Origin of the sequence: Streptomyces sp. NPDC059668 (assembly GCF_042734135.1) — a bacterium.
Classification (GTDB): Bacteria; Actinomycetota; Actinomycetes; order Streptomycetales; family Streptomycetaceae; genus Streptomyces.
Genome location: NZ_JBHWEL010000110.1, coordinates 1 through 23,417, shown reverse-complemented (window position 1 = coordinate 23,417; position 23,417 = coordinate 1). Strand labels below are relative to the sequence as shown.

Here is a 23,417-nt window from a genome sequence, read left to right as displayed (position 1 = left end):
GTCCTCATACTGGGTGTATTCGGGCGATCCGACAACGCGGCGAGGTGCCGTAGCTGTCGTCGTGCGCCCGCCGGGGATTACGGGACAGCCCTTAGTCCGACCGCTATTCCTCGCGCTCGTACTCGGCCTGGGCACGCTGGGCGTCGAGTTCGTTCTGGGCGGCCGTGTAGAGGTCGTGAACGAACTCTTCGGCCTTCTTGCCGGAGGAGTCGCCGGTGAGGTCCTTCAGCCGGTCGACCCACCTGTCGGGAGGTTCGGTCATCTCAGCCTCCAATCGCGGACGCCGCCGCCTGCCGAAGGACTGCCCTGCCGTGGGCGTCTACCGTGGCGTGCGGGGGATTTCGGCCCCGACCCGTCGACAGCCCGCACTGGAAATTTTACGCCTCCGGGCAGTTCCCGGCGCTCGGACGAGCGGCTCGTCCCGTCCATGGACCACCCGTCAGCGGTCGGCCGACGGCTGCGCGGACCGTCCGGGGTGCCGGTTCAGCTCCGCGCCGTAGAGAGCGGTCAACTCACGGCCGAGGACGGGTGCGATGGCCTCGGCGTACGACTCGGTGAGATGACTGTCGTCGCGGTAGACGAAGGTGTCACCCACCACCACGGGGCAGCCGCCGGTGCCGCAGAGCCAGGGGAGCGGGTCGATCACCGAGACGCCGGTGGCCGCCGCCGCGTCGGTGATCTCGCGCTTCTTGCCGGGGTCCTTGACCGCCTCCCCGACACCGGACGCGCACCGTTCCAGGTCCAGCGGATGGGTCCCCGCGCAGTCGACCGCGTCCTCCTTCGGCCAGGGGGTGTCCACGACCGCCAGTACCTGGGCGCCGCTCCTCACCAGTTCCCGGTAGGTCCGCGCGAAGCCGTCGGTCCACTGCCGGCCCGGGTCGCCGGACGGCCGGGCCAGGTCGGCCGAGTCCGAGGAGGAGGTGATCACCAGAGCGGGGCGCAGGGACCTGATCCTGGCCAGTTGCCTGGAGCGCCACTCGTCGCAGGACACGTAGGGCATTCCCTGGTAGACGGTGGTGACGTCGGCGACCTTGCACGACGACTTGGTCATCGACACCAGTTTCCAGTGGCGCTCGCGGGCCAGCCGGTCGAGCGCCGGGAACCACTGGGCCGCGTGCGAGTCCCCGAACAGCACGACCACCTTCGACGCGGACCGGTCGCCGTAGACACACGGCGGAGTCGCCGTGCTCTGGTAGCCGATGTGACAGCCGTCCCGGTAGATCCGCGACAACGTCCCCTTGATCCGGGTGAGTCCGGGCGTCAGATTGCTGGGCAGACTGTGATGGGGTGCCTCCAGCAACTCGGTCAGTCTCGACCCCGGATCGGCCGCCCCGGTGAGCGTGTTCCGCAGCCCCGGCGCCGCCACGTCCGAGGCTATCGGCGGCGGGAAGCTCGTCGCGACCAGCGCCGCGGCGGTGGCGCCCGCCATCAGTACTGCCCCCAGCCCCAGCGCCCGTACCGGACGACCGCGGAACACCCGGTGGAACCGCACCGGATTCTCCACCACGTGCAGTGTGACCCAGGCCAGCAGCAGGGCGATCGCCGCCGAGACCAGCCCGAACGGAGCGGTCGACCGCCTGTCCAGCGCCATCGGCAGGATCACCATGACCGGCCAGTGCCAGAGATACCAGCTGTACGAGAGGCCGCCGATCCACACGGCGGGCCGGAGCGAGAGCAGCGTGCCGGCGCCGTACCGCGCGGGAGAACATCCGCCCGCCAGCACCAGCGCGGCGCCTAGCACCGGCACGAGGGCGTAGTACCCGGGGAACGGCGTGTCGTCGTCGAACCGGACCGCCGCGACCAGCAGCGAGACCAGGCCGATCCAACTCATCGGTCCGGAGATCCGGGCCGGCAACCGCTCCAGCCTGCCGACGAGAAGGGCGAGCAGCGCGCCGACGCCGAGTTCCCAGAAGCGGGTGTGCGAGCCGAAGTACGCCCAGGACGCCGAGGTGCCCGTCGCGCGCACGTTCAGGGCGAAGGAGATGACGCACAGCACCGCGAACGGCACCGCCACCAGTCCGGTCCGGCGCCGCGCGAGCTTCCAGCCGGCCCACAGCAGCAGGGGCCAGACCAGGTAGAACTGCTCCTCGACCGCCAGCGACCAGAAGTGCTGGAAGGGCGACGGCGGGCTGTCCGCGTTGAGGTAGTCGGTGCCCGCCTCCGCCAGCCGCAAGTTCACCACGTAGAAGGTGCTGCTGAGCGCGTCCCCCACGTACTCCTCGAACCGGATCTTCGAAAGGTAGAGCCAGGCGCCGCAGAGCGTGGCGAGCCCGACGACGGTCGACGCGGGCAGCAGCCGCAGCGCCCGGCGCGCGTAGAACTTCCGCACCGAGACGCGGCCGTCCCGTGCCAGCTCGCGCAGGAGCAACGAGGTGATGAGGAAGCCGGATATGACGAAGAAGACGTCGACTCCGATGTATCCGCCCGCGACGTGGCGGACGCCGGCGTGCGCGAGCACCACCAGCGAGACCGCGAGCGCGCGCAACCCCTGGATGTCGAGGCGAAGCGGTGCTCCGGCCGCTGACCTGGCCGGCGTTCCGGCGCCCGATCCACCCGCTGTCCGGCCCCCGCCAGGGTCGTGCGGTGGGGGTGTCGGCGCCTGCGTCGCACTCTCTGCGGGCCAGGCGGCACGAACCACGGGAATCTCCTCCGGACGATGGCCAATGAGCGCCGAACGTCACGGCGTCGCTGATCAGACCGACCATCAAGAGGAAGGGTTGCGGTAATCGGGCCCGACTCACCCGGCCCATGACCTTTCTTCGTCGAAGCCCTACCCGCCGTTCCCGAACCGTTCATCGGATCGCGGTCGGGGGAGCTCGGCCGCGCCCCTCCGAGGGCCGTGGAGGGGCGCGTGGCCCTCGGACTTCCGGGGTCCCGCGGGCCGGAGCAGCACCTCAGCGTGGGGGTGTGGGTGCCTGCGGCTGCGTCATGGCCGTCCGTCGGCGGGCTTCGGTCCGCTGATCCGGCGGGCGGCCTCGACGACGGCCGCGCGGTGCAGGGCGAGACGCTCGGGCGACCAGGACCGGCTGATCTCCCCGGGGTCGACATCCTCGGCGGCCGAGAACCACGCCTGGGCCACCGCCAGGACCATGGTCAGGAGATCGTCCGGCCGCATCTCCGGGGCGAGGTCTCCATGCTCCTGGGCGGCGGCCACGTCGGCGGTCTTGCGCCGGAACGCGTCGGGTTCGAGGCCGGTGGTGGAGGGACGTTCCAGCAGCTTCCACATGCGCAGACGCATGAGTTCCGGCCGGGCCACTAGGTGGTCGAAGATCGCCCCGGCGTAACCGGGCAGATCCTCGACGTCGAACGGCACGGACTCGGCTCCCGCCGTCATCGCGCGGCGCAGCACCTCGTCGAACAACTGCTCCTTGTTGCCGAAGTAGACGTAGATCAGCCGCTTGTTCGCCCCGGCGGCCTCGGCGATCCGGTCCACCCGGGCTCCGGCGATGCCGTGGGCGGCGAACTCGGTGAAGGCGGCGTCGAGCAGTCGAGCCTTGGTGGCGCTGGAATCCCGTGGCATAAGGATCACCCTAGCAAGTAACTATCTGGTTATTGACATCGATGTGGCGATGCTCCGTGAGGTCCCCTGGAAGGGAGCTCGCCCGCTGTCCGCGACCGGCCGGACCGGCCGGACCGGTGGTGGCGGGGGTGTCACCCCGCCGGTTCCGCCCAGAGGTCGGGCGGGACGACACCGACGGAGCGGCCATGGGGGTCCAGGAGATGTCCGAGCAGCTTGTCCTGGCGCAGGGTGATGACGCGGTCGACGATGTCGAGGTCCGGGTGGGCCGTGGCGAGCTGGGTCTCCAGGCGCAGGGCGTCGGTGACGGAGTGCAGGCTCGCCTGGAGGACGAGATTGTGCGGTCCGCTGACGGCGGCGCAGTTGCGGGTCTCGGGCAACTGGATGAGGGCGTGGCCGATCTCGGGGAGGCCGGCGGGTGGGACTCTGGCCCAGAGGGTGACCGAGACGGGCCAGCCGCCGAGGGGGCGGGCGAAGTCGCAGCGGAACCGCAGGAGTCCGCGCCGGGTGAGCCGTTCGAGGCGGCGTTTGGCGGTGGAGAGGCTGACACCGAGATCGTCGGCCAGGGTCTGGTACGGGGCGCGCCCGTCGTGGGCGAGTCGGATGACGAGGGCCCGGTCGAGGGAGGTGATCTCGCCGGGAGCGACGGGGGTCCGCGTCGAGGGCTGGTCGGCCAGCCGGGCGCGCTGGCCGGGAGCCAGGGCGGCGATGCGCCACCGGCCCCCTTCGGTGAACATGTGGGTGACGATCCGGGCCCGCACGCTGGTGATGCCGGGAAGGCACGGGAGCAGGTCGAGGGTGTAGCGGGAGAGGGCCGGCAGGTCGCGGGTGGCGACGACGGAGAGGATGTCGTGGCCGGCGGCCGCTCGCTCGATCGTGAGCATGTGGGGGTGGCCGCTCAGCGTCCGGGCGACCTGGGCGGTGGCGCCCGGGACACAGTCGATCACGACGAAGGCCACGCAGATCTGCTCGAACAGACGCGGTCCGGGTGAGAAGGCCACCCAGGCGGCCCCTTGCTCGGACAGGCGGCAGAAGCGGCGGGCGACGGTGACCGGGTCGACCTCCAGCGCGCGCCCGAGGTCGGCCCAGGTGGCCCGCGGCCGTAGTTGCAGGCCGTTGATCAGCGCCAGCTCGTCCTCTGTCAGAAGTGGCGGAGCGGCATCGTGCATTTCCACGCCTCGCGAGACAGAATCCTGCGTTTGACGGCTTTTGTCACCCATCATCCCATGGTGGACTTCACGAGCCCGTACGCGGCGGGCGTGGAGAAAGGGTCGGAGCATGGCTTCCGCCGACTGTCAGGACGAGATCCACCCCGCCGGGCTGTGCGGGGTGATGCCGCGTTTCCCGCGTTTCCCGATGGTCGTCGAGGGCGTCGCCCTGGGTGCCACCACCGTCGGCCGCCCGTACGCGTCCGGGCTCGCCCGCGGAGGCGAAGCGGGCCTCGTCCACGTCCCGCGGGCCCTGCCGGCCCGAGCCGACCTGATCATGGCCGTCGACGGCTGCCCCACCCTCGCCGGCCTCACCACCTCCGACTCCCTCCACCGTCTCACCTGACACCCGCCGGCCGACGGGGGCGGATCCCCGCTCCCTCGCCACCCCGTCGCCCGGACAGCCGCGATCCGCCGTCCCCGGCCACCCGCCGACCGGAAGCCCGACGCGAGCAAGGAAGCACCCGCCCCGGCACGAGAGCACCCACCCCGGCAAGAGGGCAATCACCCACCCCGGCAAGGAAGCACCGACCCCGACCAGGAAGCCGACCGTGACCATGACCGATCACCCCACCGTTCACAGCGTGACCTACGACCTGCTGCGCACCCTCGAACTCACCACGGTCTTCGGCAATCCGGGCTCCACCGAGCAGCCGTTCCTGCAGGAGTTCCCCGCGGACTTCAGATACGTCCTCGCGCTGCAGGAGGCGTCCGTCGTCGCGATGGCAGACGCCTTCGCACAGGTCACAGGCCGCCCCGCGCTGGTCAACCTGCACTCATCGGCCGGAACGGGAAACGCGATGGGCAGCGTGGTGGCGGCCCACCACGGAAACACACCCCTGATCATCACGTCGGGGCAGCAGCACCGGGAGCTGGTGATCGGGGATCCCTACCTCGGCAACCGTGAGGCCGTCACGATGCCGAAACCGTGGGTGAAGTGGTCCTACGAACCCGCGCGGGCCGAAGACGTCCCCGAAGCCTTCATGCGGGCCTACGCGGAGGCGCTGCAGCCGCCGACGGGACCGGTCTACCTGTCGATCCCCATGGACGACTGGAAGAAGCCGCTTCCCGGTTTCACCCGGACGCGGACGGTGAGCCACCGCGTCGCACCCGACACCGAGCGGCTCCGCGCGTTCGCCGACCGCATCTCCGCCAGCAGCCGTCCCGCACTGGTCTTCGGACCGGAGGTCGACCGCGGCGGCGGCTGGGACGCCGCCGTCTCCCTCGCGGAGAAACTGCGCGCCTCCGTGTACGGCGCCCCGCTGCTGGACCGTGCGTCGTTCCCCGAGGACCATCCCCAGTTCCGCGGCCCGCTCGGCATGTCGGTGAGGACCATCAGCGACCGGCTGACCGAACACGACCTGGTGGTCGTGATCGGCGCTGAGGTGTTCCGCTACTACCCCTACGTGCCCGGTGACTATCTCCCCCCGGACGCCCACCTCCTGCACATCACCGGCAATCCGGCGGTCGCCGCGGCGGCACGTGTGGGCGACAGCCTCCTGGGCGATCCCGCGCTCGCGATCGAGCTGCTCCTGGACATGGTCGGGGAAGGCTCGGCGCGGACCGCTCCGGAACCGATGCCGCGGCCCCGTGAACTGCCGGGGAGCCCGAACAGCCCGCTCACCCCGCCCGAGGTCTACGCGGCCCTGAGCCGGGTCCGGCCGTCGGAGGCGGTCATCGTCAACGAGTCGACCTCCACGCTGGCGCAGCAGATCGAGTGGCTCCCCACCACCCGGACCGGATCCTTCTTCGCCACGGCCAGTGGGGGTATCGGCTGGGGCACCCCGGCCGCGGTCGGCGTCGCGCTCGCCGACCGGGACAGGGGCGTGGAGCGGCCGGTGGTCGGCCTGATCGGCGACGGTTCCTTCCAGTACTCCGTACAGGCCGTCTACACGGCGGCACAGCACAACCTCCCGATCGTCTACGTGGTCATGCGCAACCACGAGTACTCGATCCTCAAGTCGTTCGCGGTGCTGGAGGAGACCCCGGGCGTGCCCGGCCTCGACCTGCCCGGGCTCGACATCGCGTCCCTGGCCCGCGGCTTCGGTTGCCGCGCGGTCGACGTGGAGACCACCGACGACCTGGAACGGGAGTTCACGGCGGCCCTGAGCGCGGGGACCACCACCGTCATCGTCGTACCCACCCAGCCCCAGAAGGCGATGCTGTAGGCCGTTCGGCCCGCAGGACCGGACGCAGGAAAGGCAATCATGGACGTTGGACTGAAGGACCGCGTGTACCTCGTCACCGGCGGTACCCGCGGGCTGGGCAGGGCAGCCGCGCGCGAACTTGTCGCGAACGGAGCGAGGGTGGTCGTGAGCGGCCGTGACGAGAAGTCGGTCGCCGCGGCCGAGGCCGAACTCGGCGGTGAGGGGCGGGCGGTCGGGATCGTAGCCGACAACGCCGACACCGAGACCCCGGAGCGGCTGATCGCCGCGGCCCGCGACGCCTTCGACCGGCTGGACGGGGTGCTCATCAGCGTCGGCGGACCGCCCGCGGGAACGTCGGACACCATCGACGACGACCAGTGGCGCACCGCCTTCGAGTCGGTGTTCCTCGGGGCGGTCCGGCTGTCCCGCGCCGTCGCCGCGGAGTTGGACGAGGGAGGTGTCATCGGCCTGGTCCTCTCCAGCTCCGTCTACGAACCGATTCCCGGCCTCGCGATCTCCAACGCCCTCCGGCCGGGCCTGGCCGGCTACGCGAAGAGCCTCGCGAACGAGCTGGGTCCACGAGGCATCCGTGTCGTCGGACTCGTGCCCGCCCACATCGAAACCGACCGGGCGCGCGAACTCGAAGCGCGAACCGGTGATGCCGGCGCGGCCCGCGCACAGGCGAGCGCCACCGTCCCCCTGCGCCGCTACGGAACCCCGGACGAGTTCGGCCGCACCGCGGCCTTCCTGATGTCACCCGCCGCGTCGTACCTGACGGGGGTGATGCTGTCGGTCGACGGGGGCGTGCGCAGGGGCTTCTGACCGAGACAGTGGTGCGGTGTGTGCGTGAGCGGTGGAATCGGCCCCCTCCTGTGATCCCGTACGGACCACGACTGTCGGTCTTCGTGTGACGGCGTGACGGCGTGACGGCGTGACGAGGGGTGCCCCTGTGCTCTTCGTCAAGTTGTCGTGATGATGGCGGGCATGACGGATGAGGTTCAGGGCCCGGGTCGTGTGGACCGCCAGGGGTGGACGCCGCTGCACTTCGCGGCGGACGAGCAGGATGCCGCGGCTGTCGGCTCCCTCCTGGCGGCCGGTGCGGAGGTGGACGCCCCCGACGAGCAGGGCAATACGCCTTTGTGGCAGGCGGTGTTCACGTATCGAGGTGATGGCGAGGTGCTGTCGCTGCTGGTCGGTGCCGGTGCCGATCCGGACCGGGACAACCTCCACGGCGTGAGCCCACGCCGCCTTGCCGGCTGGCGTATCGGTTCAGACGCTGCGGTGCACCTCGGGGACCATCCTGTCCCGTAGTGCGGTTTCCGCTCCGGGAAGGTTGTTCGCTCGGCGATCCGCCACATCGTCTGCCCCGGCAGATGAGCGACTGGGCAGCCCAAGTCCCTCGCGACGGCCGGCGGCAGGGCCTCGATCGAAGCCGGCCGGCCGACCACCACGCCCGCCAAATTGAACACGTTCAAAAGGAGGGGCTACGCTGATGTCGAGCGAAGCCGAGGGGGTTCGATGAAGGTAGTGCTGCCAGGCGGAACCGGACAGGTGGGCGCGGTTCTCGACCGCGCGCTGACGGCGGCCGGGCACGAGGTCACCGTACTGACTCGGCGTCCCGTGCGGGCGCACGACATCGGATGGGACGGGGCCACGCTCGGCCGCTGGGCCGCGGCGATCGACGGCTGCGATGTCGTGATCAACCTGGCGGGACGCAGCGTCTCCTGCCGCTACACCGCCGAGAACCTGCAAGCCATGATGGACTCGCGGGTGGATTCGGCGCGGGTGGTCGGCGAGGCGATCGCCGCCGCCGCGCGGCCACCACGCGTCTGGCTCCAGATGAGTACGGCCACGGTCTACGCCCATCGCTTCGACGCGGCGCACGACGAGGCGACCGGAGTGATCGGAGGCTCGGAGGACGGAGTGCCGGACTACTGGGCGTACAGCGTCGAGATCGCGGAGAACTGGGAGCGCGCGCAGGCCGAGGCGCCGACTCCCGCGACCCGCAAGGTGGCGCTGCGCTCGGCGATGGTCATGAGCCCGGATCGGGGCGGCGTGTTCGACGTGCTGTCACGACTGGCGAGACTCGGCCTGGGCGGTCCGGTGGCCGGCGGCGCGCAGTACGTCTCCTGGATCCATGACGAGGACTTCGTGAGAGCGGTGGAGTTCCTGATCGCCAGGGACGACATCGAGGGGCCGGTGAACCTCGCCTCGCCCGGTCCTCTTCCGCACCGTGACTTCATGCGGGCGCTGCGTACGGCCTGGGGTGTCCCGGTGGGGCTGCCGGCGACGCGCTGGATGGCCGAGTTGGGGGCGTTCGCGCTGCGCTCGGACACGGAACTGCTGCTCAAGAGCCGTCGGGTGGTGCCGGGCCGGCTGTGCGCGGCAGGGTTCACTTTCGCCCGGCCCGAGTGGGAGGGGGCCGCCACCTCCCTCGTACAGCGGGCCAGGCTGCTTCGTGCGGCATCAGGGCGGCCGCACGGATCGAACCACGCCGCACGGAACGACCCCAAGAAGTGGACCAGGGCCTGAGCGGTGGCACCGCCTGTCGGTCTGCGACGACACCACCCGGCCTCGTCGGGCCGTGCCATCGCCGGGTTCTGATGGCTGGTCAGCGGGTCACACTCCGACGAAGCTCACGGTTTCCGTCATGGCCGCCCGCCCGGTACGCAGCCGGGGCACGCCTTCCTTCTCGAATCCCACCGCGACACCACAGAGCAGTACGAGCCCGTCATCGGCAGCGACGGTCCGGCTGACGGTGCTGCGATACAGCGTCCACATCACCTGGGGGCAGCTGTGCAACCCTTCAGCCCTCAGCAGCAGCATGACCGTCTGCAGGTACATTCCCGCGTCCGCCCACTGCCCGGGCCCCATCGTGCGGTCGAGGTAGCAGAACAGTACGACGGGCGCACCGAACGCCTCCGAGTTCAAGGCGGCGATCTTCGTGGGCCTGTCGGGGTCGTCGCGTATGATCCCCAGTGCTCCGTACCGCTGGGAGGCCGCGGCGGTAAAGCGGTCCAGATACGGTGAGCCGAGTTCGTCCGGGTACATCGGATACTCCCGCTCATCACCCGGGTCTCCCGCCAGCGCCCTGGCCGTCGCGCGTCTCTTCAGTTCGGCCAAGGGCTCGCCGGTCACGACGTACACATGCCACGGCTGGAGGTTCCCGCTCGACGGAGCCCGTGTTGCCGCGGTCAGCACCCGTTCGAGTACCTCTTTGGGTACCGGCTGATCGCTGAACGCCCGAACGGCCCGGCGACTGTCGACGGCTTCGTACACATCCACGTCTCTCGTCCTCTCACTCCATGGCGGGCAGCAAAGGCACGAGGTGATCTTTCCACCAAGTGAGCGGACGGGGCGGAGAGTTGGTGTCGCCGAACCGGCCGACGCTTTCCACGCCGACCTGTCGTGCAGGCCGACCGAAGGCGACCGCAAGGTCGAGTGCACCGAGACACCCGGTGTACGCGGAGTGAAGGTTCCAGTGCCGACCCGGCGGCCGGCGGCCGAGCGGTCGGCAGCCCCGCGGAGTGGGGCGACGGCGTACAACTGGGCGGCCTCGCGGACGGTCCAACTGGGCATTGACGAAAGGACGTCCATGCCCACGCTGGTGTCATTCACCCGCCGCGCCGATTCACGGGTCATTGCCCTCACGCTTCTCGCCCTGCTGATGAGCCTGCCGGCCGGGACCGCGCAAGCCGCGTCGCCGGAAGCACACCCCCCGAAGGACGACCCCGGATACGTGGTCCAGGACCTCAAGGTCGTTCCCGCGACAGCTGATTACGACCATCGCACGGTCACCGTGAGCGGCACGCTCGCGATCGACGGCGACAGACCGGGCCCCCGTCCGCCGGCGCCCGGGCAGACCGTGGATCTGGTCGAATGGGGTGTCTACCAACCCGACGATCCGGACCCTACGGCGCCGAGAACCGACGTCTTCGACAGGCTGGGCACGGTGACCACCGACGCACAGGGCCACTTCAGGCTCGCGAACGCGGTGATCGACCAGCGCATCCCGGATCCCCTCTACAAGAACAGCGTCTATACGGTGCACGTGTACGCGATGCGACGGCTCGACCCCGCCGTCTACGGTTCCTGGGGCGCCCACGCGGACGCCTCGGTGACGTGCACGGCGAGCCCCACCCGATTCCGGGGGGACTACAAGGTCGGCCCGAAGACCGGTGATTCCCGCAAGGTCACCGCCGAGGGGTATTGGGAGCGCAAGGACGGCGGGACGTGGAAGCCGTTCAAGGGTGGCAAGGTGAGAGTGACCTACCAGCCGGCGAAGCCCGGTTCCACGACCTCCTTCGAAGGCACGACCACCACCGGGGCCGACGGACACTTCTCCGTGACGTTCACCGCGACGGCCGACGGAGAAGCCGCCAGCGCGGCCTACGCGATACCCGACGCGGACGCGAGTTACGTCGACGCCCCCGAGGACAGCAACTTCACCCAGGTCGTCAACGTCTCGCAGGCGGACCCCACTTCCACCCAGACCGCCTCTTCCACCCCGACCGCTTCGCCCACCCCCAGCCACCACGCCACGGCCGGCCCGAGCACCTCGGGTGCTCCCACACCCGGCCAGACCCCCGCCCCCGACAACACAGGGGCGCTGGCCACGACCGGCACCGACAGCTCGACCCCGCTGATCGGCCTCGCCGCCCTCGTCGCAGCCGGAGCGGGCACCGCCTTCGTCACGGCCGGCCGCCGCAAGGCCCGTCGGCACTAGGCAACTTGATACGGCCGTCACGGTCATCACAACGTGTACGTGGCGGCGCCGGCAGACAGGAGCGGGCGATCCCGGCAAGCAGGGCTGGGCGGGACCGAGTTCGGCCGCACGTTCGCGCGCCCGAGGTCCGACGTCGTGCCGCGACCGTGCCCGGAACAGCCCGCGGGCCCGAACCGATCGGTCCGGGCCCGCGGGCTGCGGCAGCCGAGCCGAAGCCCGTGAGCGGCGCAAGAACGGGAGCCAAGGGAGAGCGGCTAATCGTTCACGGCTACTCGTTCACGGCGATGTGCCTGGCCAGTACGGTGACCTTGAGCTCACCGTTGTCGACCCACTGGGGGAAGGCCAGCGTCTTGTGCTGGGTGGAGGCGGGCGGGGTGACCTCGAGATATGAGGCGTGCACCGCGCCGGCAGTGCCGGTGTTGGCGTGGCTCCAGGAGATGACCGCCTCGGCGCTCTCGCCGTCCTTGAGGGCGAGGGTCTTCTTGGCAGGGCTGGCGGCGTACCAGGTGTCACCCCAGGTGGTGTGGGAGGCGAGCGTCTTGTGGGCGGAATTCTCCAGGCCCAGCCCGGGGAAGCCGCGCAGTGCGCACGTCCTGCCACTGAGGTTGCGGAGGTTTATGACCACACCCTGGTGGTTCATCCCGCCGGCCAGTTCCTTCCCGAAAGTCGCCTTCAGGGCGGCGGCGGAACAAGTCGGCGTGGCCTTCGCGACACTGCCGGGCGCGGCCTGCGCGGCGGCCGTGCCCGCGAGGCCCAGCCCCGCGACGGCCGCCCCCGCGAGCACCACACGGCTGATCCGGCGGCTGCCGCGAGCACCGGCCACTGGACGGGCGGCGGTCTGGTCGGTGTTCCGGTAAGCGTTCATCACGATCACACTCCATTCGGGTCCCGGCAGCACGACCGCCGTCAGCGGCCGCGAGCCATCTTCTTGCCCTCTACACATGTTCGATGCGCCCCACGGCGACAAAGTTCACGGCACATACGAAAAAGTTCGGACCCGCACGCGGAGAGGCGGAGAAAATCCGGGTGACCGCCCTGCGGGCGTCCGCATACCCTCGGCGCATGGACGGTGCCGAAGGCCCGCTCGACGGCCTGCTCAATGTCATCGATGTCGAAGCGACCTGCTGGCCAGGGCAACCGCCGCCCGGAGCGGTCAGCGAGATCATCGAGATCGGGCTGACCGTCGTCGATCTCCGCGCCGGTGAGCGGGTCGGCCGGCATCGCCTGCTGGTACGTCCCGCCCGGTCCGTGGTGAGCGACTTCTGCACGGAGCTGACGGGACTGACCCAGGCCGAGGTCGAGCGGGGTGTGGGCTTCGCCGATGCCTGCCGGACCCTGGCGAGCCAACACCGGGCGGGTATACGCGCATGGGCGAGCTGGGGCGACTACGACCGTCACCAGTTCGTCCGGCAGTGTCGTGCCACCGGCGCCGTCTACCCCTTCGGGGCGAGGCACACGAACGTCAAGACGCTCTTCACCGAGGTGCACCGGCTGCGCAGGCGACCGGGGATGGCCGAGGCCCTGCGGGTGGTCGGCCTGCCACTGGAGGGACGTCACCACCGCGGTGACGACGACGCCTGGAACATCGCGGCACTGGTGCTCGACCTCGAGGGCCGCCGGGCCTGGCCGACACCGCGGGGCGACTGACGCCGTCCTGCCGGACCCGCAGGGAAGCGGCCGCCCCAGTGTCCTGACTTCGGGCTACCCGTCGGACGCCACCGGGAACGCCGTCCAGGCCGACATCACCTCGGTCGGACACAGCTCGGGCGCGAGCGGGCTCGTACCCGGCTCGCGGACATCGTTGCGAGCCACGCACCGTGCCGCACCAACGACGACACCGGTTGGCTCGTAGCCACCCCCTGGGCGTAACGCTGGCAGAGGCTGAGCGGGCCGAACCGAAGAGTGTCTCCCGCCTCCGGCGTGTGGGCCGGAGACGGGAGGGACTGGCCTACTTGGCCGTCAGGAACTCGTCCGTGGACAGCGGACGGTTCACGATGCGGATGTCACCGACGTTGCCGTGGAAGACGACGTCGACGGCGCCCGCGTACTCGTGGCCGCCCACCAGCCAGGGCAACCCGAGTGAAGTGAGGCCGACCGACAGCCGGTTCGGGTTGTCGAGCACCGGAGCGCCCTCGACGTACAGCTTCGTGAGACGTCCGTCGTTGACCACCGCCAGGTGCCACCACTTGAGTTCCACCATGCCGTGACCCCAGTTGGTCGTCGGGTAGGTGTCGTTGAGGGGGTAGTGGTTGAACTGCGCCTCGCGGCCGTTGTTCGTGATGGCGAACTGGGCCAGCGGCTCGTTCGGGTCGGTGTTCTTGCCGTGCTTGCCGGCCGCCCCGGCGGAACCCCGGCGGCTGAGAACCGACGCGTTGCCGTTCCTCCCCGCGTCCCAGTCCAGCGGCATCATCACGAACGTCTCGATCGTGTACCCGGAGGTGAACGTCTCGGCGTTCAGCGGCGCCTTCGGCCCGGTGGTCAGGTACGAGCCGTGGACCGGGTTCCTTCCGCCGACGAACTTCAGGCTGGCGTGCCCGGGCTGGTCGGGGTGGTGGTCGGCGGACCAGGTCAGCGCGTCGGAGGCGGTGCCGGGCACGGTCACCACCGTCAGGTCGTTGCCCTTGCCGGAAAGGTCGTGGATCTTCTGGCCCGCGGCCAGCGAGGTGCCGGGCGCACCCTGACCGTCGAAGCGCCAGTACGCCTGCGTACCCTTCACCAGTTCCCGGGCGGCCGGTCGCGCGGGCCGGACCGGAACCGGGATGAAGCCCGAGAACCGCTTCTCGAAGTCGATCGCTATGGAGAAGTTGTCGACCGGGCCGGTGATGCGCGCGTGTTCGGCCGCGAGCTCGTTGCGGGACTCCGGGTCCTGAGCCAGGATCCACGGGTTGATCGTCTCGACGTCGATCGTGTTGCGGGCCAGGTCGAAGTGGTACAGCCGGATCATGCCGCCACCGCCGAAGTACCGGTTCTGGTAGTTCGTGATGTGCATGGACACGTCGTGGCCGGCGGCGTTCTTCCTGGTCGTACGCCCGGGCGGCCAGTAGTGGCCGTTGAGGGTCAGGAAGATCTGGTCGTTGTCGTTGATCAGTTTGTCCCAGACCGTCTGCCCGTAGCCGGAGAGTACGGCGTTGTCCTCCGGGTCGCCGGACTCGTAAGGGAAAACGTTGTCATCGTACGGCGAGGCGACGATGTCGTGCGACGTGAGGATCACCGGCATCTTCGGGTGGGCCTTGATGACGTCGTTGGCCCACGCGAAGCCCTGGTCGGTGGTCCGCCAGTCCAGGGCCAGCACCAGCCACGAGCGGCCCGCGGCGTGGAAGATGTGCGCGGTGTTGTAGCCGGTCGGGTCCGCGCCGGCGAACGTCCTCGCGTGCTTGAAGCGGTGCGGACCCATGGTCTGCAGGTACGGCGTGTCGCCGCGGCTGTCGTCGCCGCTCACGTCGTGGTTGCCGGCCAGCACGCTGTACGCGGCACCGTGCGAGTCGAGCAGGGCGAACGCCTTGTCGACCTGCTGGAACGACGACGGGTCGGCGTCCTGCGTCAGGTCGCCGAGATGCGTCATGAACACGATGTTGTCGGTGCCGCTCCCGCTGTTGTCGATGATGTAGCGGAAGGATTCCTCCTGCGGCGTCCGGTTGACGCTGTCCTGGCTGCCCCAGTAGAGGAACTGGGTGTCCGGCATGACCGCGAGGGTGAACTGGAGCGCGGTCTGATCCGGTCTCCAGGTGCCCGTCCGGCCGCTCTTGGCGGCGTCGGCGGCGAACGCGGGCGTCCCGCCGACCACGGGTGCGCCGACTCCTACGGCTGCCGCTCCCGCACCGGCCAGTGCCGCGTTACGCAGAAAACCTCGCCGACTCCGCTCGGTCGGCGTTTGTGACGGGTTGTCATCGATATTGGACATAGGAGCTCTTCCCGGGTCGATGGTTCAAACACGGACGACGCTAGTCAGGAGCGGTCGGAGCTGGGCGGACGGGAGATGACAAACGAAGATCGAGCGTCTGTCCAAGACTCAAAGCACCAGCCGCGTCACGACCGGACGCTGTTCTCCCGGAGGGCTGACGGTGAACGGGAGGAGTCGAGGTCCGGCAGGGCTGTTCCCACGACTCGCACGGTCGAACCTGGGACACGGCGGGTCGCCCACCGCGTCGCTGGTGGGTCGCGTTCGCGGATTTCGTTAGCGTCGACCCATGTTGCACACGAGATTCACCGACATGTTCGGTATCGCCCACCCGTTGATGTCCGCCCCCATGGGTCTGCACAGTGGCGGGACGCTCGCTGCCGCGGTTTCCGCGGCCGGCGGGCTCGGCACGTTCGGGGGGACGCATCCCTGGAAAGGGCCCGACTGGATCCGTGCGGAGATCGCGACCATCCGTGCCACGACGGACCGTCCGTTCGGAGTCGGCTTCATCACGCCGTTCCTCCCGTTCACCGAGCCGCACTTCGAGGCCGCGCTCGAGGGACGGGCGGAGGTCATCGCGCTGTCGTTCGCCGATCCCCAGCCGTGGGTCGCGCGCGCCCAGGACGCGGGCGCCCGGGTGATGTGCCAGGTCCAGAACTACGACGACGCGGAGATGGCGGTCGCCGCGGGGGCCGACGTCCTCGTGGCGCAGGGCATGGAGGCCGGTGGTCACACCGGGACGATGGGCCTGTTGCCCTTCCTGGCCGAGATCGTGAGGCGGTACCCCGACGTCCCCGTGCTGGCCGCGGGGGGCATCGGCGACGGTCGGACCCTCGCGGCGGTCCTCACCGCCGGTGCGGACGGCGCCTGGCTGGGCACGGCGTTCCTCGCCACGCCCGAAGCGGTCGAGGTCCACGATGTCCACAAGCGACTGATCGTCGAGAGCGATGGCGGGGACACGGTGTGGACGCGGGCTTACGACATCGTGTCGGACCTGCCGTGGCCGGCGACCATCGGCCAGCGCGTCCGCCGCAACCGGTTCACCGACGAGTGGGCAGAGCGTGAGGCGACACTGCGGAACCACAAGGGCGAGTTCGAGCCCCCGGAGGACGTCAGCCCCCTCGAGGCGACACCGGATCCGGACACCAGCGCGATCCTCTACGGTCAGTCGGCGGCCTTCGTCGATGCCGTCCGCCCCGCCGCCGAGGTGGTCCGGGCGATCAGTGCGGAGGCCGAGGCGATCCTGGGCACGCGGCCCCACTCGCTGCTGAACTGACCCTCCGTGAGCAACCGAAGAAGGCACCCTGGCGCGCGGCGACAGGCCGGTGGCCTCGCCCGGTCGGCCGCCCGCTCCAGACCTTTACCGGCCACGCCTTGCCCCAGCGGGCCGGTGGCCGCTTTCATACGTCCACCGAACCGACAAGGAGGCAGCCCTCCGTGCACATCGCACCGCGCCGGCCCACCGCCGGCCCCGCCCCGGAGAAGAACCCGGCGCTGAAAGGGAGGCCGATGGAGAAGTGGCCTTCCCACATCGCTGACGAGGCCGACCCCGGTGTTCCGACGGGTGAGGCATCCATCGAGGTAGGCCGGTACCCGGAGGTGTGGCGATGAGCAAGCCCGAGCTGGAGTTCCACCGGCCCGACGGCCCCTGGAACACACCCGCGGGTGCCGCACCCGGGATCCAGGAACAGGTCCTGGCCGAGGATGCCGCCACCGGCGCCCGCACCGCGCTCGTACGCTGGGCGCCGGGCACGGACACCTCCGTCCAGGGCGTGTCCCGGCACGACTTCTGGGAGGAGGTCCATCTCCTGGAAGGGGCCCTGCACGACCTCACACTCGGCACGTCCTTCACGGCCGGCATGTACGCATGCCGGCCACCCGGCATGCCCCACGGGCCCTGGACCTCGGCGGAAGGGGTCACGATGCTCGTCATCACCTATCCCGAACCCGACTGACCCGGCGGCGGCACATCCTGAGGGTTGTGGCCAGGTGTGACCGTCCGGCGCGCTGATTCCGGAGGACACGGGAGCGCACCGCGACGAGGGCAGGGGCAGGGGAGGGGCCGGGTCTGCGGTGCGCCGACGCCGGTGATTCTGCCGATGTGCGGAGCCGGGGGCTGCCCGGACAGTGGCCACCGCAACCACCGAGACGGACCCCGCCGCTTCGCAGCGTGCGCCTTCCGACACCCACGCCCCGGCTGCGCCGCGAGCGCGGCGTGGGTCCGTCGCCCCTCACCGAGAGGACGCCCCCACCGTGCAGCAGCCCAACCGAGCATTCCCCGCCGCACCCGCCGGCCCCGACCCGTCCGCGCGCCGCCCGCACCGGCTCACGAGCCGTCTGGCGCGGGCCGGCCTCGCGGCGCTCCTCGCCGCGGGCGGCCTGGTCGCCGCGCAGGCCACCGGAGCGCAGGCGGTCGGAGCCCCGGCCGTCTCGACGCAGGCCGCCGCGAACCCGTACGAGCGTGGCCCGGCCCCCACGACTGCCAGCATCGAGGCGGCCCGCGGGTCGTACGCCGTGTCCCAGACCACCGTCTCCTCGCTCTCGGTGACCGGCTTCGGCGGCGGCACCGTCTACTACCCGACCTCGACCAGCGACGGCACCTTCGGCGCGGTCGTCATCTCGCCCGGATACACCGCGTACCAGTCGTCCATCGCGTGGCTCGGGCCCCGGCTCGCCTCCCAGGGCTTCGTCGTGTTCACCATCGACACCCTCACCACCCTGGACCAACCGGACAGCCGTGGGCGGCAGTTGCTCGCCGCGCTCGACTATCTGACCCAACGCAGTTCCGTGCGCACCAGGATCGACAGCACCCGGCTCGGCGTCATGGGCCACTCGATGGGCGGCGGCGGCACGCTGGAGGCGGCGAAGAGCCGTCCCTCGCTCCAGGCCGCCATCCCGCTCACCGGCTGGAACCTTGACACCACCTGGCCGGAGATCCAGACGCCGACGCTCATCGTGGGCGCGGACGGGGACACGATCGCACCGGTGGCCACGCACTCCGAGCCCTTCTACCGGAGTCTGCCCAGCACGCTCGACAAGGCGTACCTGGAGCTGAGGGGCGCCACCCACTTCACCCCCAACAGCTCCAACACGACGATCGCGAAGTACAGCATTTCGTGGCTGAAGCGGTTCATCGACAACGACACCCGCTACGAGCAGTTCCTGTGCCCGCTGCCGCAGGCGTCACTGACGATCGCCGAGTACCGCGGGAACTGCCCGCACACCTCCTGACCCCGTCCCGCACCGCACGACCGAGTGAGCGGGTGACGGCCGCCGGAACGGGTATCCGGTGGCCGTCACCCGTGCGGGCGGCCCGCCGGCGCTCCTTGTGCGGGCTCACAAGGCTTGCGTGCCGGGTCTGGGAGCCGGCCCATCCGGCACCCCGCCGCGACCGCGTACGCCCTGGTCACAGGGTGTTTCTGCGAGGGGGGAGGCAGATGGGCGCCGGGCTTCCGCCTTCGTTTACGCGGAAGTAACGTGACGGTCGTGACGGGAAACGCGACTGCGGGAAGTCCACTCCGGGCGGCAGGCCGGAGCTCAGTACCGACGGCCTTCCACGGGACGGCGAACGAACCGGACCGCAGCGGCGAGCCGGGGCCGGCGCCCTCTCCCGGGCACACCTCGGCGCCCCTCTCCGGGCCGGGGATCACGCCTTCCGGGCCCACCACCGATGCGGTGTCGTCCCTTCGCGCCGAGGACACCGCCCCCGGGCCGGTCGCCCCTCGCTCGCAGGGTCCGAGTCATCCGGATCGTCAGGAGGCCCTGGACGACCGAGGTGAAGCGGCGGCCGTATACGACCTCGACGGAGGGCCGGGTCCGTCGTACGACAACGGTCGGGAACCGGCCGACGAGCGGGCGACTGCCAGGCTCGCCACCGACGCGGGCCCGCTCGCCGTCCGGCTGATCGACGCCGCCGACCGGGCCAGGCTGGCGGGACTGCCGGAGCGGGCGCGGGAGTTGCTCGCGCAGGCCGGGCACGAAGGCGCGCCGGACGCCGTGCGCGGTGCGGCCCAACTGGTGATCGGACAGCTCGCCCTCCAGGACGGCCCGGCCGCCGATGCCCGCGAAGTGCTGCTCCTCGCCGCCGAGTTGCTGGGTCCGTCCGACGGACCCCGGGCCCTCGCCGCGGGGCTCGCCGCCATGGAGGCGGCCTGGGCGACGGGCGACGCGGCGGCGTGCCGGGAGGCACTGGACCGCGTTCCGGGGCAGTGGGAACCCGACCTGAGGCTCGCGGCGTTCCGGGCGGGGATGTCCGCGGTCATGCGCGGCCGACTGGACACGGGACGGCACCGGCTTCGGGAGGCGGTCGCCGGGGCGGGGACGTCCGGAACCCCCGACGGCCCCGAGGCACTCCTGAGGGCCGGGGGAGCGGCGCTCGTCGCCGGTGACCTTCCCGCCGCCTGCCGGGCCAACTCCCGTGCGCTCGCCGTCGCCAGGGCCCGCGGCCCGCGCATCCTGGTCGCCCAGGCGCTGGAACGCCTCGCGTACGGGGAACTGCGAGCGGGCCGTCATGCCCGGGCGCGGGCACACGCCGAGGACGGCCTGCGCACCGCTCTCGGCACCGGTCAGCGCAACCTCGCGGCGCACCACCACGCGATCCTGGCGCTGGTTGCGTCCGTGGAAGGGTGCCAGGAGGCCGTCGCGGAGCACGCGTCCGCCGCCGAGTGCGTCGCCGCGCCCCACGGTCTCGCCCAGGCGGCCACGCTGTCCCAGTGGGCCAGGGCGCGCGCGGACCTGGCCCGGGGCAGACTCCCCGAGGCCGCCGCACGGCTCGGCCCGCTGGTCGGCGCGGGCCCACGCCGCGGCCACTTCGCGGTGCGGATGCTCGCCGTACCCTGCTTCGTGGAGGCGGCGGCCCGCACCGGGCAGGCGGACGCGGCCCGTTCGGCGGTCACGGAGTTCGCCCACTGGGCGGCGCAGGGCGCGGATCCGCAGGCCCCCGCCCAACTGGCCCGCTGCCGTGCGTTGTTGACCGACCCCGGCGAGTGCGAGCCGCTGTTCAGCGCCGCCCTCGCCCACCATGACCAGCTCACCGGGGACTTCGAACGCGGGCGCACCCAACTCCTTTACGGAGCCTGGCTGCGACGGCAGCGCAGACCGGGGGAGGCGCGGGCGCGTCTGCGGGACGCGCTGGTGTCGTTCGAGCGGGGCGGAGCGCTCGGCTGGGCCGAACAGACCAGGGCCGAGCTACGGGCGACGGGAGACGCGGGTCAGGGCGAACCCACAGGCCCATTGGCACTTCTGACGCCCCAACAGCTGCGGATCGCCCGCTGCGTGGCCGAAGGCGCCACCAATCGCGAAGTGGCGTTGCGTCTGTCCGTGAGTACCCGCACCGTGGACCATCACCTGCGGAATGTCTTCTCCGCGCTGGGGGTCCGCTCCCGTGTCGAACTGTCCCGCTGGCTGGACCGTGCCGAGAAGACCACCGCACACCCCTAGGTACCGACCAGGCGGTATGTCATCCTGCGGGATCAGGAGGTCCGGATCCGGAGCACCCGTGCGGCCGCGCGACGGCCGGCCGGGCCGGCCGGGCCGAGCCGACCCCGGTGGAGGACAGCGATGCAGCACCTCGTACCCGCCCACGGCCGAGCCCTGCCGAGATCCCGGACCCCGGCACCGGCCCCCCGTCCTTCCGCCGACGCGGAGGCCCTCGCGGTACTGCACCGGTCCGCCCGTGCGCTGATGGCGGGGCTGCCCGAGCTCACCGAGCGTCTGATGACGTTGCTGCGGGAGCGTGAGCCCGCCTACCGCACGGCCATGGAGGCCGACGCGGAGAGCGTGCGCGACGAGGTACGGCGTTCACTGCGGCTCAACGTCGAATCGCTGATCCGGCCCGGTGAACTGCGCGAGGCCGCCCGTCGCTGCTCCTGGGCCATCGGCAGGGCCCGGGCCGATCGCGGGCTCCCGCTGGACGCCCTGCTGCGCGCGTTCCGGCTGGGCGGCGGCATGGTGTGGCAGGAACTGGTCGACGAGACGACGCGCCGTCAGCCCTCCGACGCGCGCCTGCTCGTCCACGTCGCCGCCGACGTGTGGAACTTCGTCGACGAGCACTGCGCCGTCGTGGCCGAGGCCTACCGTCAGACGGAACGCGAGCTGATGTGGCGCCGGGAGAACCGGCTGCGTCTGATGACGGCCGCGCTGCTCGACGGGACCGCGCGGATCGCCGACCTGCCGGCCACCGCCGCCGCCCTGGGCCTTCCCGAGCAGGGGCGGTACGCGGTCGTGCTGGCCCGCCTGCCCGCCGGTCGGACGTTCGCGGACGCGTGGGGGCAGGTGCACCTGTCCGGCCTGCGGGTCCTCTGGTACCGCGACCGCGACGGCGGCGGAAGCTACGGCATCGTCCTGCTCGCCGGCCACCCGCACGACGAAGTCGAACCCGGCCACAGTCACGAGAGCGGTCTCGTCGACACCGGCCCCGGACCCGTGGCGGCGGCCGGGGGCGCTCCCAGCGACGAGAGCGGCGGAGAAGGGGAGCGCCCCCGGTCGTACGGGCTCGACGTGGACGCCGGGGAGATCGCCCGTCGGCTGACCGCGCCGCCGGGGGCCCGGATCGGGGTGAGTCCGGTGGTGGAGGGTCTCGCGACGATCGGTGACGCCCGGCGCCTGGCGGACACGGCGCTGCGGGCCTGCCCGCGGTCCGGGGGAACGGTCGTCCTGGAGGAGCACCTGCCCGCCGCGCTCGTCGTCTCCGCCCCGGTCCTCGGGGCGGCGCTCGCCGAGCGGGTCCTCGGGCCGCTGTTGCGGCTGGACCCGTCCGACCGGGACATCATGCTGGAGACCCTCACGGCCTGGCTCGCCTGCGACGGTTCCGCCCAGCGGGCGGCCGGCCGGCTCTACTGCCACCGCAACACGGTCCTGAACCGGCTGCGCCGTTGCGAGCAGCTCACCGGCCGCTCGCTGAGCCGGCCGTCCGACGTCGTGGAGCTGTCCTTAGCCCTGGCCGCGCACTGCCTCCTCGACCCCTGACCGCCCGCACCGTCCCCCGCGGCCGAGGGCCAGTGCCGCGCGCCGGAGCACTCGTCGGTCACGGTGTTCGCGCCGAAGTCCCGGGCGCTGTTCCGCGGGTGGCGCCGGTGGCCGGGACGGGCCGCGCGGCGTCGGCGGGGGAGCGGTACGCGTACGACGGCGCGGCGGCGCCGTACGAGTGGTGGACCGCACGCGGCCGGGTCCGGGCCGACCGCGGGCGGTCGAGGGTCACAGAAATCGCGACAGGGCCGCAACTGCGGTGGACGCCGCGCAGGCGGTCAGGGCCAGCCCCACACACCGCCTCCGCAGCATTCGGTATCGGTGCTCGTACTCGGCACGGAGTTCGAGGCATCGGGCCGCGATCCGTTCGATGTCCTTGCGCGCATGTTTCAGGCCGTCGGCGACATGGCACCGCTCGATCTCCGCCTGCTGTGACGTGGTGAGCCAGTCCATGGCCTCGACGAACTCACGCGCACGCTGCTCGGCCTCCGTGACCCTGGCGTGCCAGAGCAGGTAGCCGTCCACCTCGTTGCCCAGTTCGCCGTCGGGGCCGGGCCGCAGCAGACCGCTCACCTGGGTCCTCGTTCGGTCAGGAGCGGGCCTCCCCCGCCGTGACTGCGGTCCTCCGTCATCGCGATGTCGGGGTGGTGCAGGTCGAACGCCGGGGATTCGCTGCGGATCCGCGGCAGGGTGAGGAAGTTGTGGCGCGGCGGCGGGCAGGAGGTGGCCCACTCCAGCGAACGGCCGTAACCCCACGGGTCGTCGACCTCCACCTTCTTGCCGTACTTGGCGGTCTTCCACACGTTGTAGAGGAACGGCAGCATCGACAGGCCGAGCAGGAACGAGGCGATGGTCGAAATCGTGTTGAGGGCGGTGAAGCCGTCGGCCGCGAGGTAGTCCGCGTAACGACGCGGCATGCCCTCCGCGCCCAGCCAGTGCTGGACCAGGAACGTGC

The 23,417-nt window shown here is 71.2% G+C and carries 20 protein-coding genes and 1 pseudogene; 12 read left to right on the top strand and 9 right to left on the bottom strand.

Translation table 11 applies throughout. The features are described 5' to 3' along the window. Positions 1-103: 103 nt before the first annotated feature. The 4 genes from ACFV2J_RS40230 to ACFV2J_RS40215 form a co-directional block, all read right to left on the bottom strand. The gene (locus tag ACFV2J_RS40230) at positions 104-262 is read right to left on the bottom strand and encodes a hypothetical protein (RefSeq protein ID WP_385086601.1); all 159 of its coding nucleotides are present in this window, start codon (positions 260-262) and stop codon (positions 104-106) included. 177 nt (positions 263-439) lie between these two features. Further along, complete coding sequence (locus tag ACFV2J_RS40225; RefSeq protein WP_385086598.1) at positions 440-2,485, bottom strand: acyltransferase family protein; 2,046 nt, start codon at positions 2,483-2,485, stop codon at positions 440-442. Between the two features lie 441 nt (positions 2,486-2,926). Further along, the gene (locus ACFV2J_RS40220) at positions 2,927-3,520 is read right to left on the bottom strand and encodes a TetR family transcriptional regulator (protein ID WP_385086595.1); all 594 of its coding nucleotides are present in this window, start codon (positions 3,518-3,520) and stop codon (positions 2,927-2,929) included. A gap of 131 nt (positions 3,521-3,651) precedes the next feature. Next, positions 3,652-4,686: an Lrp/AsnC family transcriptional regulator gene (locus ACFV2J_RS40215; protein ID WP_385086592.1), complete on the bottom strand. Its 1,035-nt coding sequence runs from the start codon at positions 4,684-4,686 to the stop codon at positions 3,652-3,654. A gap of 109 nt (positions 4,687-4,795) precedes the next feature. On the opposite strand from ACFV2J_RS40215, the gene ACFV2J_RS40210 reads away from it, so the two are divergent. The 5 genes from ACFV2J_RS40210 (at position 4,796) to ACFV2J_RS40190 (ending at position 9,404) form a co-directional block, all read left to right on the top strand. Next, positions 4,796-5,071 carry an alpha-hydroxy-acid oxidizing protein gene (locus ACFV2J_RS40210; protein ID WP_385086590.1) on the top strand — a complete coding sequence of 92 codons (276 nt, stop codon included), beginning with the start codon at positions 4,796-4,798 and terminating at the stop codon, positions 5,069-5,071. Between the two features lie 211 nt (positions 5,072-5,282). Continuing rightward, the gene (mdlC, locus tag ACFV2J_RS40205) at positions 5,283-6,893 is read left to right on the top strand and encodes a benzoylformate decarboxylase (protein ID WP_385443429.1); all 1,611 of its coding nucleotides are present in this window, start codon (positions 5,283-5,285) and stop codon (positions 6,891-6,893) included. Between the two features lie 39 nt (positions 6,894-6,932). Continuing rightward, a complete protein-coding gene (locus tag ACFV2J_RS40200; protein ID WP_385086587.1) occupies positions 6,933-7,694 on the top strand; it encodes an SDR family oxidoreductase in 762 nt (253 codons plus the stop codon). Between the two features lie 162 nt (positions 7,695-7,856). Next, a complete protein-coding gene (locus ACFV2J_RS40195; RefSeq protein ID WP_385086584.1) occupies positions 7,857-8,183 on the top strand; it encodes an ankyrin repeat domain-containing protein in 327 nt (108 codons plus the stop codon). Positions 8,184-8,390: 207 nt separating this feature from the next. Next, a complete protein-coding gene (locus ACFV2J_RS40190; RefSeq protein WP_385086581.1) occupies positions 8,391-9,404 on the top strand; it encodes a TIGR01777 family oxidoreductase in 1,014 nt (337 codons plus the stop codon). 87 nt (positions 9,405-9,491) lie between these two features. On the opposite strand, the gene ACFV2J_RS40185 is transcribed toward ACFV2J_RS40190, so the two are convergent. Continuing rightward, complete coding sequence (locus tag ACFV2J_RS40185) at positions 9,492-10,157, bottom strand: nitroreductase (protein ID WP_385086578.1); 666 nt, start codon at positions 10,155-10,157, stop codon at positions 9,492-9,494. A 310-nt stretch (positions 10,158-10,467) separates the two neighbouring features. Here ACFV2J_RS40185 and ACFV2J_RS40180 point away from each other — a divergent pair, with 310 nt between their 5' ends. After that, positions 10,468-11,598 (top strand): hypothetical protein, encoded by a 1,131-nt coding sequence (locus ACFV2J_RS40180; protein WP_385086576.1) that lies wholly within the window; start codon positions 10,468-10,470, stop codon positions 11,596-11,598. Positions 11,599-11,866: 268 nt separating this feature from the next. Here ACFV2J_RS40180 and ACFV2J_RS40175 read toward each other — a convergent pair whose 3' ends face one another. Next, positions 11,867-12,463, bottom strand: a complete 597-nt coding sequence (locus tag ACFV2J_RS40175) for a DUF4232 domain-containing protein (RefSeq protein ID WP_385086607.1) — start codon at positions 12,461-12,463, stop codon at positions 11,867-11,869. A gap of 197 nt (positions 12,464-12,660) precedes the next feature. On the opposite strand from ACFV2J_RS40175, the gene ACFV2J_RS40170 reads away from it, so the two are divergent. Continuing rightward, the gene (locus ACFV2J_RS40170; RefSeq protein ID WP_385086573.1) at positions 12,661-13,245 is read left to right on the top strand and encodes an exonuclease domain-containing protein; all 585 of its coding nucleotides are present in this window, start codon (positions 12,661-12,663) and stop codon (positions 13,243-13,245) included. Positions 13,246-13,546: 301 nt separating this feature from the next. Here the strand turns inward: ACFV2J_RS40170 and ACFV2J_RS40165 are convergent, their stop codons facing one another. Beyond that, complete coding sequence (locus ACFV2J_RS40165; protein WP_385086570.1) at positions 13,547-15,382, bottom strand: LamG-like jellyroll fold domain-containing protein; 1,836 nt, start codon at positions 15,380-15,382, stop codon at positions 13,547-13,549. Positions 15,383-15,785: 403 nt separating this feature from the next. Here ACFV2J_RS40165 and ACFV2J_RS40160 point away from each other — a divergent pair, with 403 nt between their 5' ends. From ACFV2J_RS40160 to ACFV2J_RS40140, 5 genes are all read left to right on the top strand, one after another. Continuing rightward, positions 15,786-16,772: an NAD(P)H-dependent flavin oxidoreductase gene (locus tag ACFV2J_RS40160; protein WP_385086567.1), complete on the top strand. Its 987-nt coding sequence runs from the start codon at positions 15,786-15,788 to the stop codon at positions 16,770-16,772. Positions 16,773-17,103: 331 nt separating this feature from the next. Continuing rightward, complete coding sequence (locus ACFV2J_RS40155) at positions 17,104-17,451, top strand: cupin domain-containing protein (RefSeq protein WP_385086565.1); 348 nt, start codon at positions 17,104-17,106, stop codon at positions 17,449-17,451. Positions 17,452-17,833: 382 nt separating this feature from the next. Further along, positions 17,834-18,727, top strand: coding sequence for an alpha/beta hydrolase family protein (locus tag ACFV2J_RS40150; protein WP_385086604.1), 894 nt, complete (start codon positions 17,834-17,836; stop codon positions 18,725-18,727). 444 nt (positions 18,728-19,171) lie between these two features. Continuing rightward, positions 19,172-20,935: a LuxR C-terminal-related transcriptional regulator gene (locus ACFV2J_RS40145; RefSeq protein ID WP_385081598.1), complete on the top strand. Its 1,764-nt coding sequence runs from the start codon at positions 19,172-19,174 to the stop codon at positions 20,933-20,935. A 120-nt stretch (positions 20,936-21,055) separates the two neighbouring features. Then, positions 21,056-22,462 carry a PucR family transcriptional regulator gene (locus tag ACFV2J_RS40140; RefSeq protein ID WP_385443414.1) on the top strand — a complete coding sequence of 469 codons (1,407 nt, stop codon included), beginning with the start codon at positions 21,056-21,058 and terminating at the stop codon, positions 22,460-22,462. 228 nt (positions 22,463-22,690) lie between these two features. On the opposite strand, the gene ACFV2J_RS40135 is transcribed toward ACFV2J_RS40140, so the two are convergent. Together ACFV2J_RS40135 and ACFV2J_RS40130 are read right to left on the bottom strand one after the other, a co-directional pair. Beyond that, entirely contained in the window at positions 22,691-23,035 is a 345-nt protein-coding gene (locus ACFV2J_RS40135; protein WP_385098509.1) for a cytochrome C oxidase subunit I, read from the bottom strand. Continuing rightward, a pseudogene (locus ACFV2J_RS40130) lies at positions 23,032-23,417 on the bottom strand (cytochrome ubiquinol oxidase subunit I); the annotation flags it as partial. The gene ACFV2J_RS40135 and the pseudogene ACFV2J_RS40130, both read right to left, overlap by 4 nt.

Bases quoted from the DNA above. Each gene is read 5' to 3' on its own strand.
- ACFV2J_RS40160 (WP_385086567.1), top strand. From the start codon at position 15,786: ATGTTGCACACGAGATTCACCGACATGTTCGGTATCGCCCACCCGTTG.
- ACFV2J_RS40175 (WP_385086607.1), bottom strand. From the start codon at position 12,463: ATGAACGCTTACCGGAACACCGACCAGACCGCCGCCCGTCCAGTGGCC.
- ACFV2J_RS40210 (WP_385086590.1), top strand. From the start codon at position 4,796: ATGGCTTCCGCCGACTGTCAGGACGAGATCCACCCCGCCGGGCTGTGC.
- ACFV2J_RS40220 (WP_385086595.1), bottom strand. From the start codon at position 3,520: ATGCCACGGGATTCCAGCGCCACCAAGGCTCGACTGCTCGACGCCGCC.
- ACFV2J_RS40140 (WP_385443414.1), top strand. From the start codon at position 21,056: ATGCAGCACCTCGTACCCGCCCACGGCCGAGCCCTGCCGAGATCCCGG.
- ACFV2J_RS40200 (WP_385086587.1), top strand. From the start codon at position 6,933: ATGGACGTTGGACTGAAGGACCGCGTGTACCTCGTCACCGGCGGTACC.
- ACFV2J_RS40180 (WP_385086576.1), top strand. From the start codon at position 10,468: ATGCCCACGCTGGTGTCATTCACCCGCCGCGCCGATTCACGGGTCATT.
- ACFV2J_RS40230 (WP_385086601.1), bottom strand. From the start codon at position 262: ATGACCGAACCTCCCGACAGGTGGGTCGACCGGCTGAAGGACCTCACC.
- ACFV2J_RS40215 (WP_385086592.1), bottom strand. From the start codon at position 4,686: ATGCACGATGCCGCTCCGCCACTTCTGACAGAGGACGAGCTGGCGCTG.
- mdlC (WP_385443429.1), top strand. From the start codon at position 5,283: ATGACCGATCACCCCACCGTTCACAGCGTGACCTACGACCTGCTGCGC.
- ACFV2J_RS40195 (WP_385086584.1), top strand. From the start codon at position 7,857: ATGACGGATGAGGTTCAGGGCCCGGGTCGTGTGGACCGCCAGGGGTGG.
- ACFV2J_RS40170 (WP_385086573.1), top strand. From the start codon at position 12,661: ATGGACGGTGCCGAAGGCCCGCTCGACGGCCTGCTCAATGTCATCGAT.
- ACFV2J_RS40155 (WP_385086565.1), top strand. From the start codon at position 17,104: ATGAGCAAGCCCGAGCTGGAGTTCCACCGGCCCGACGGCCCCTGGAAC.
- ACFV2J_RS40190 (WP_385086581.1), top strand. From the start codon at position 8,391: ATGAAGGTAGTGCTGCCAGGCGGAACCGGACAGGTGGGCGCGGTTCTC.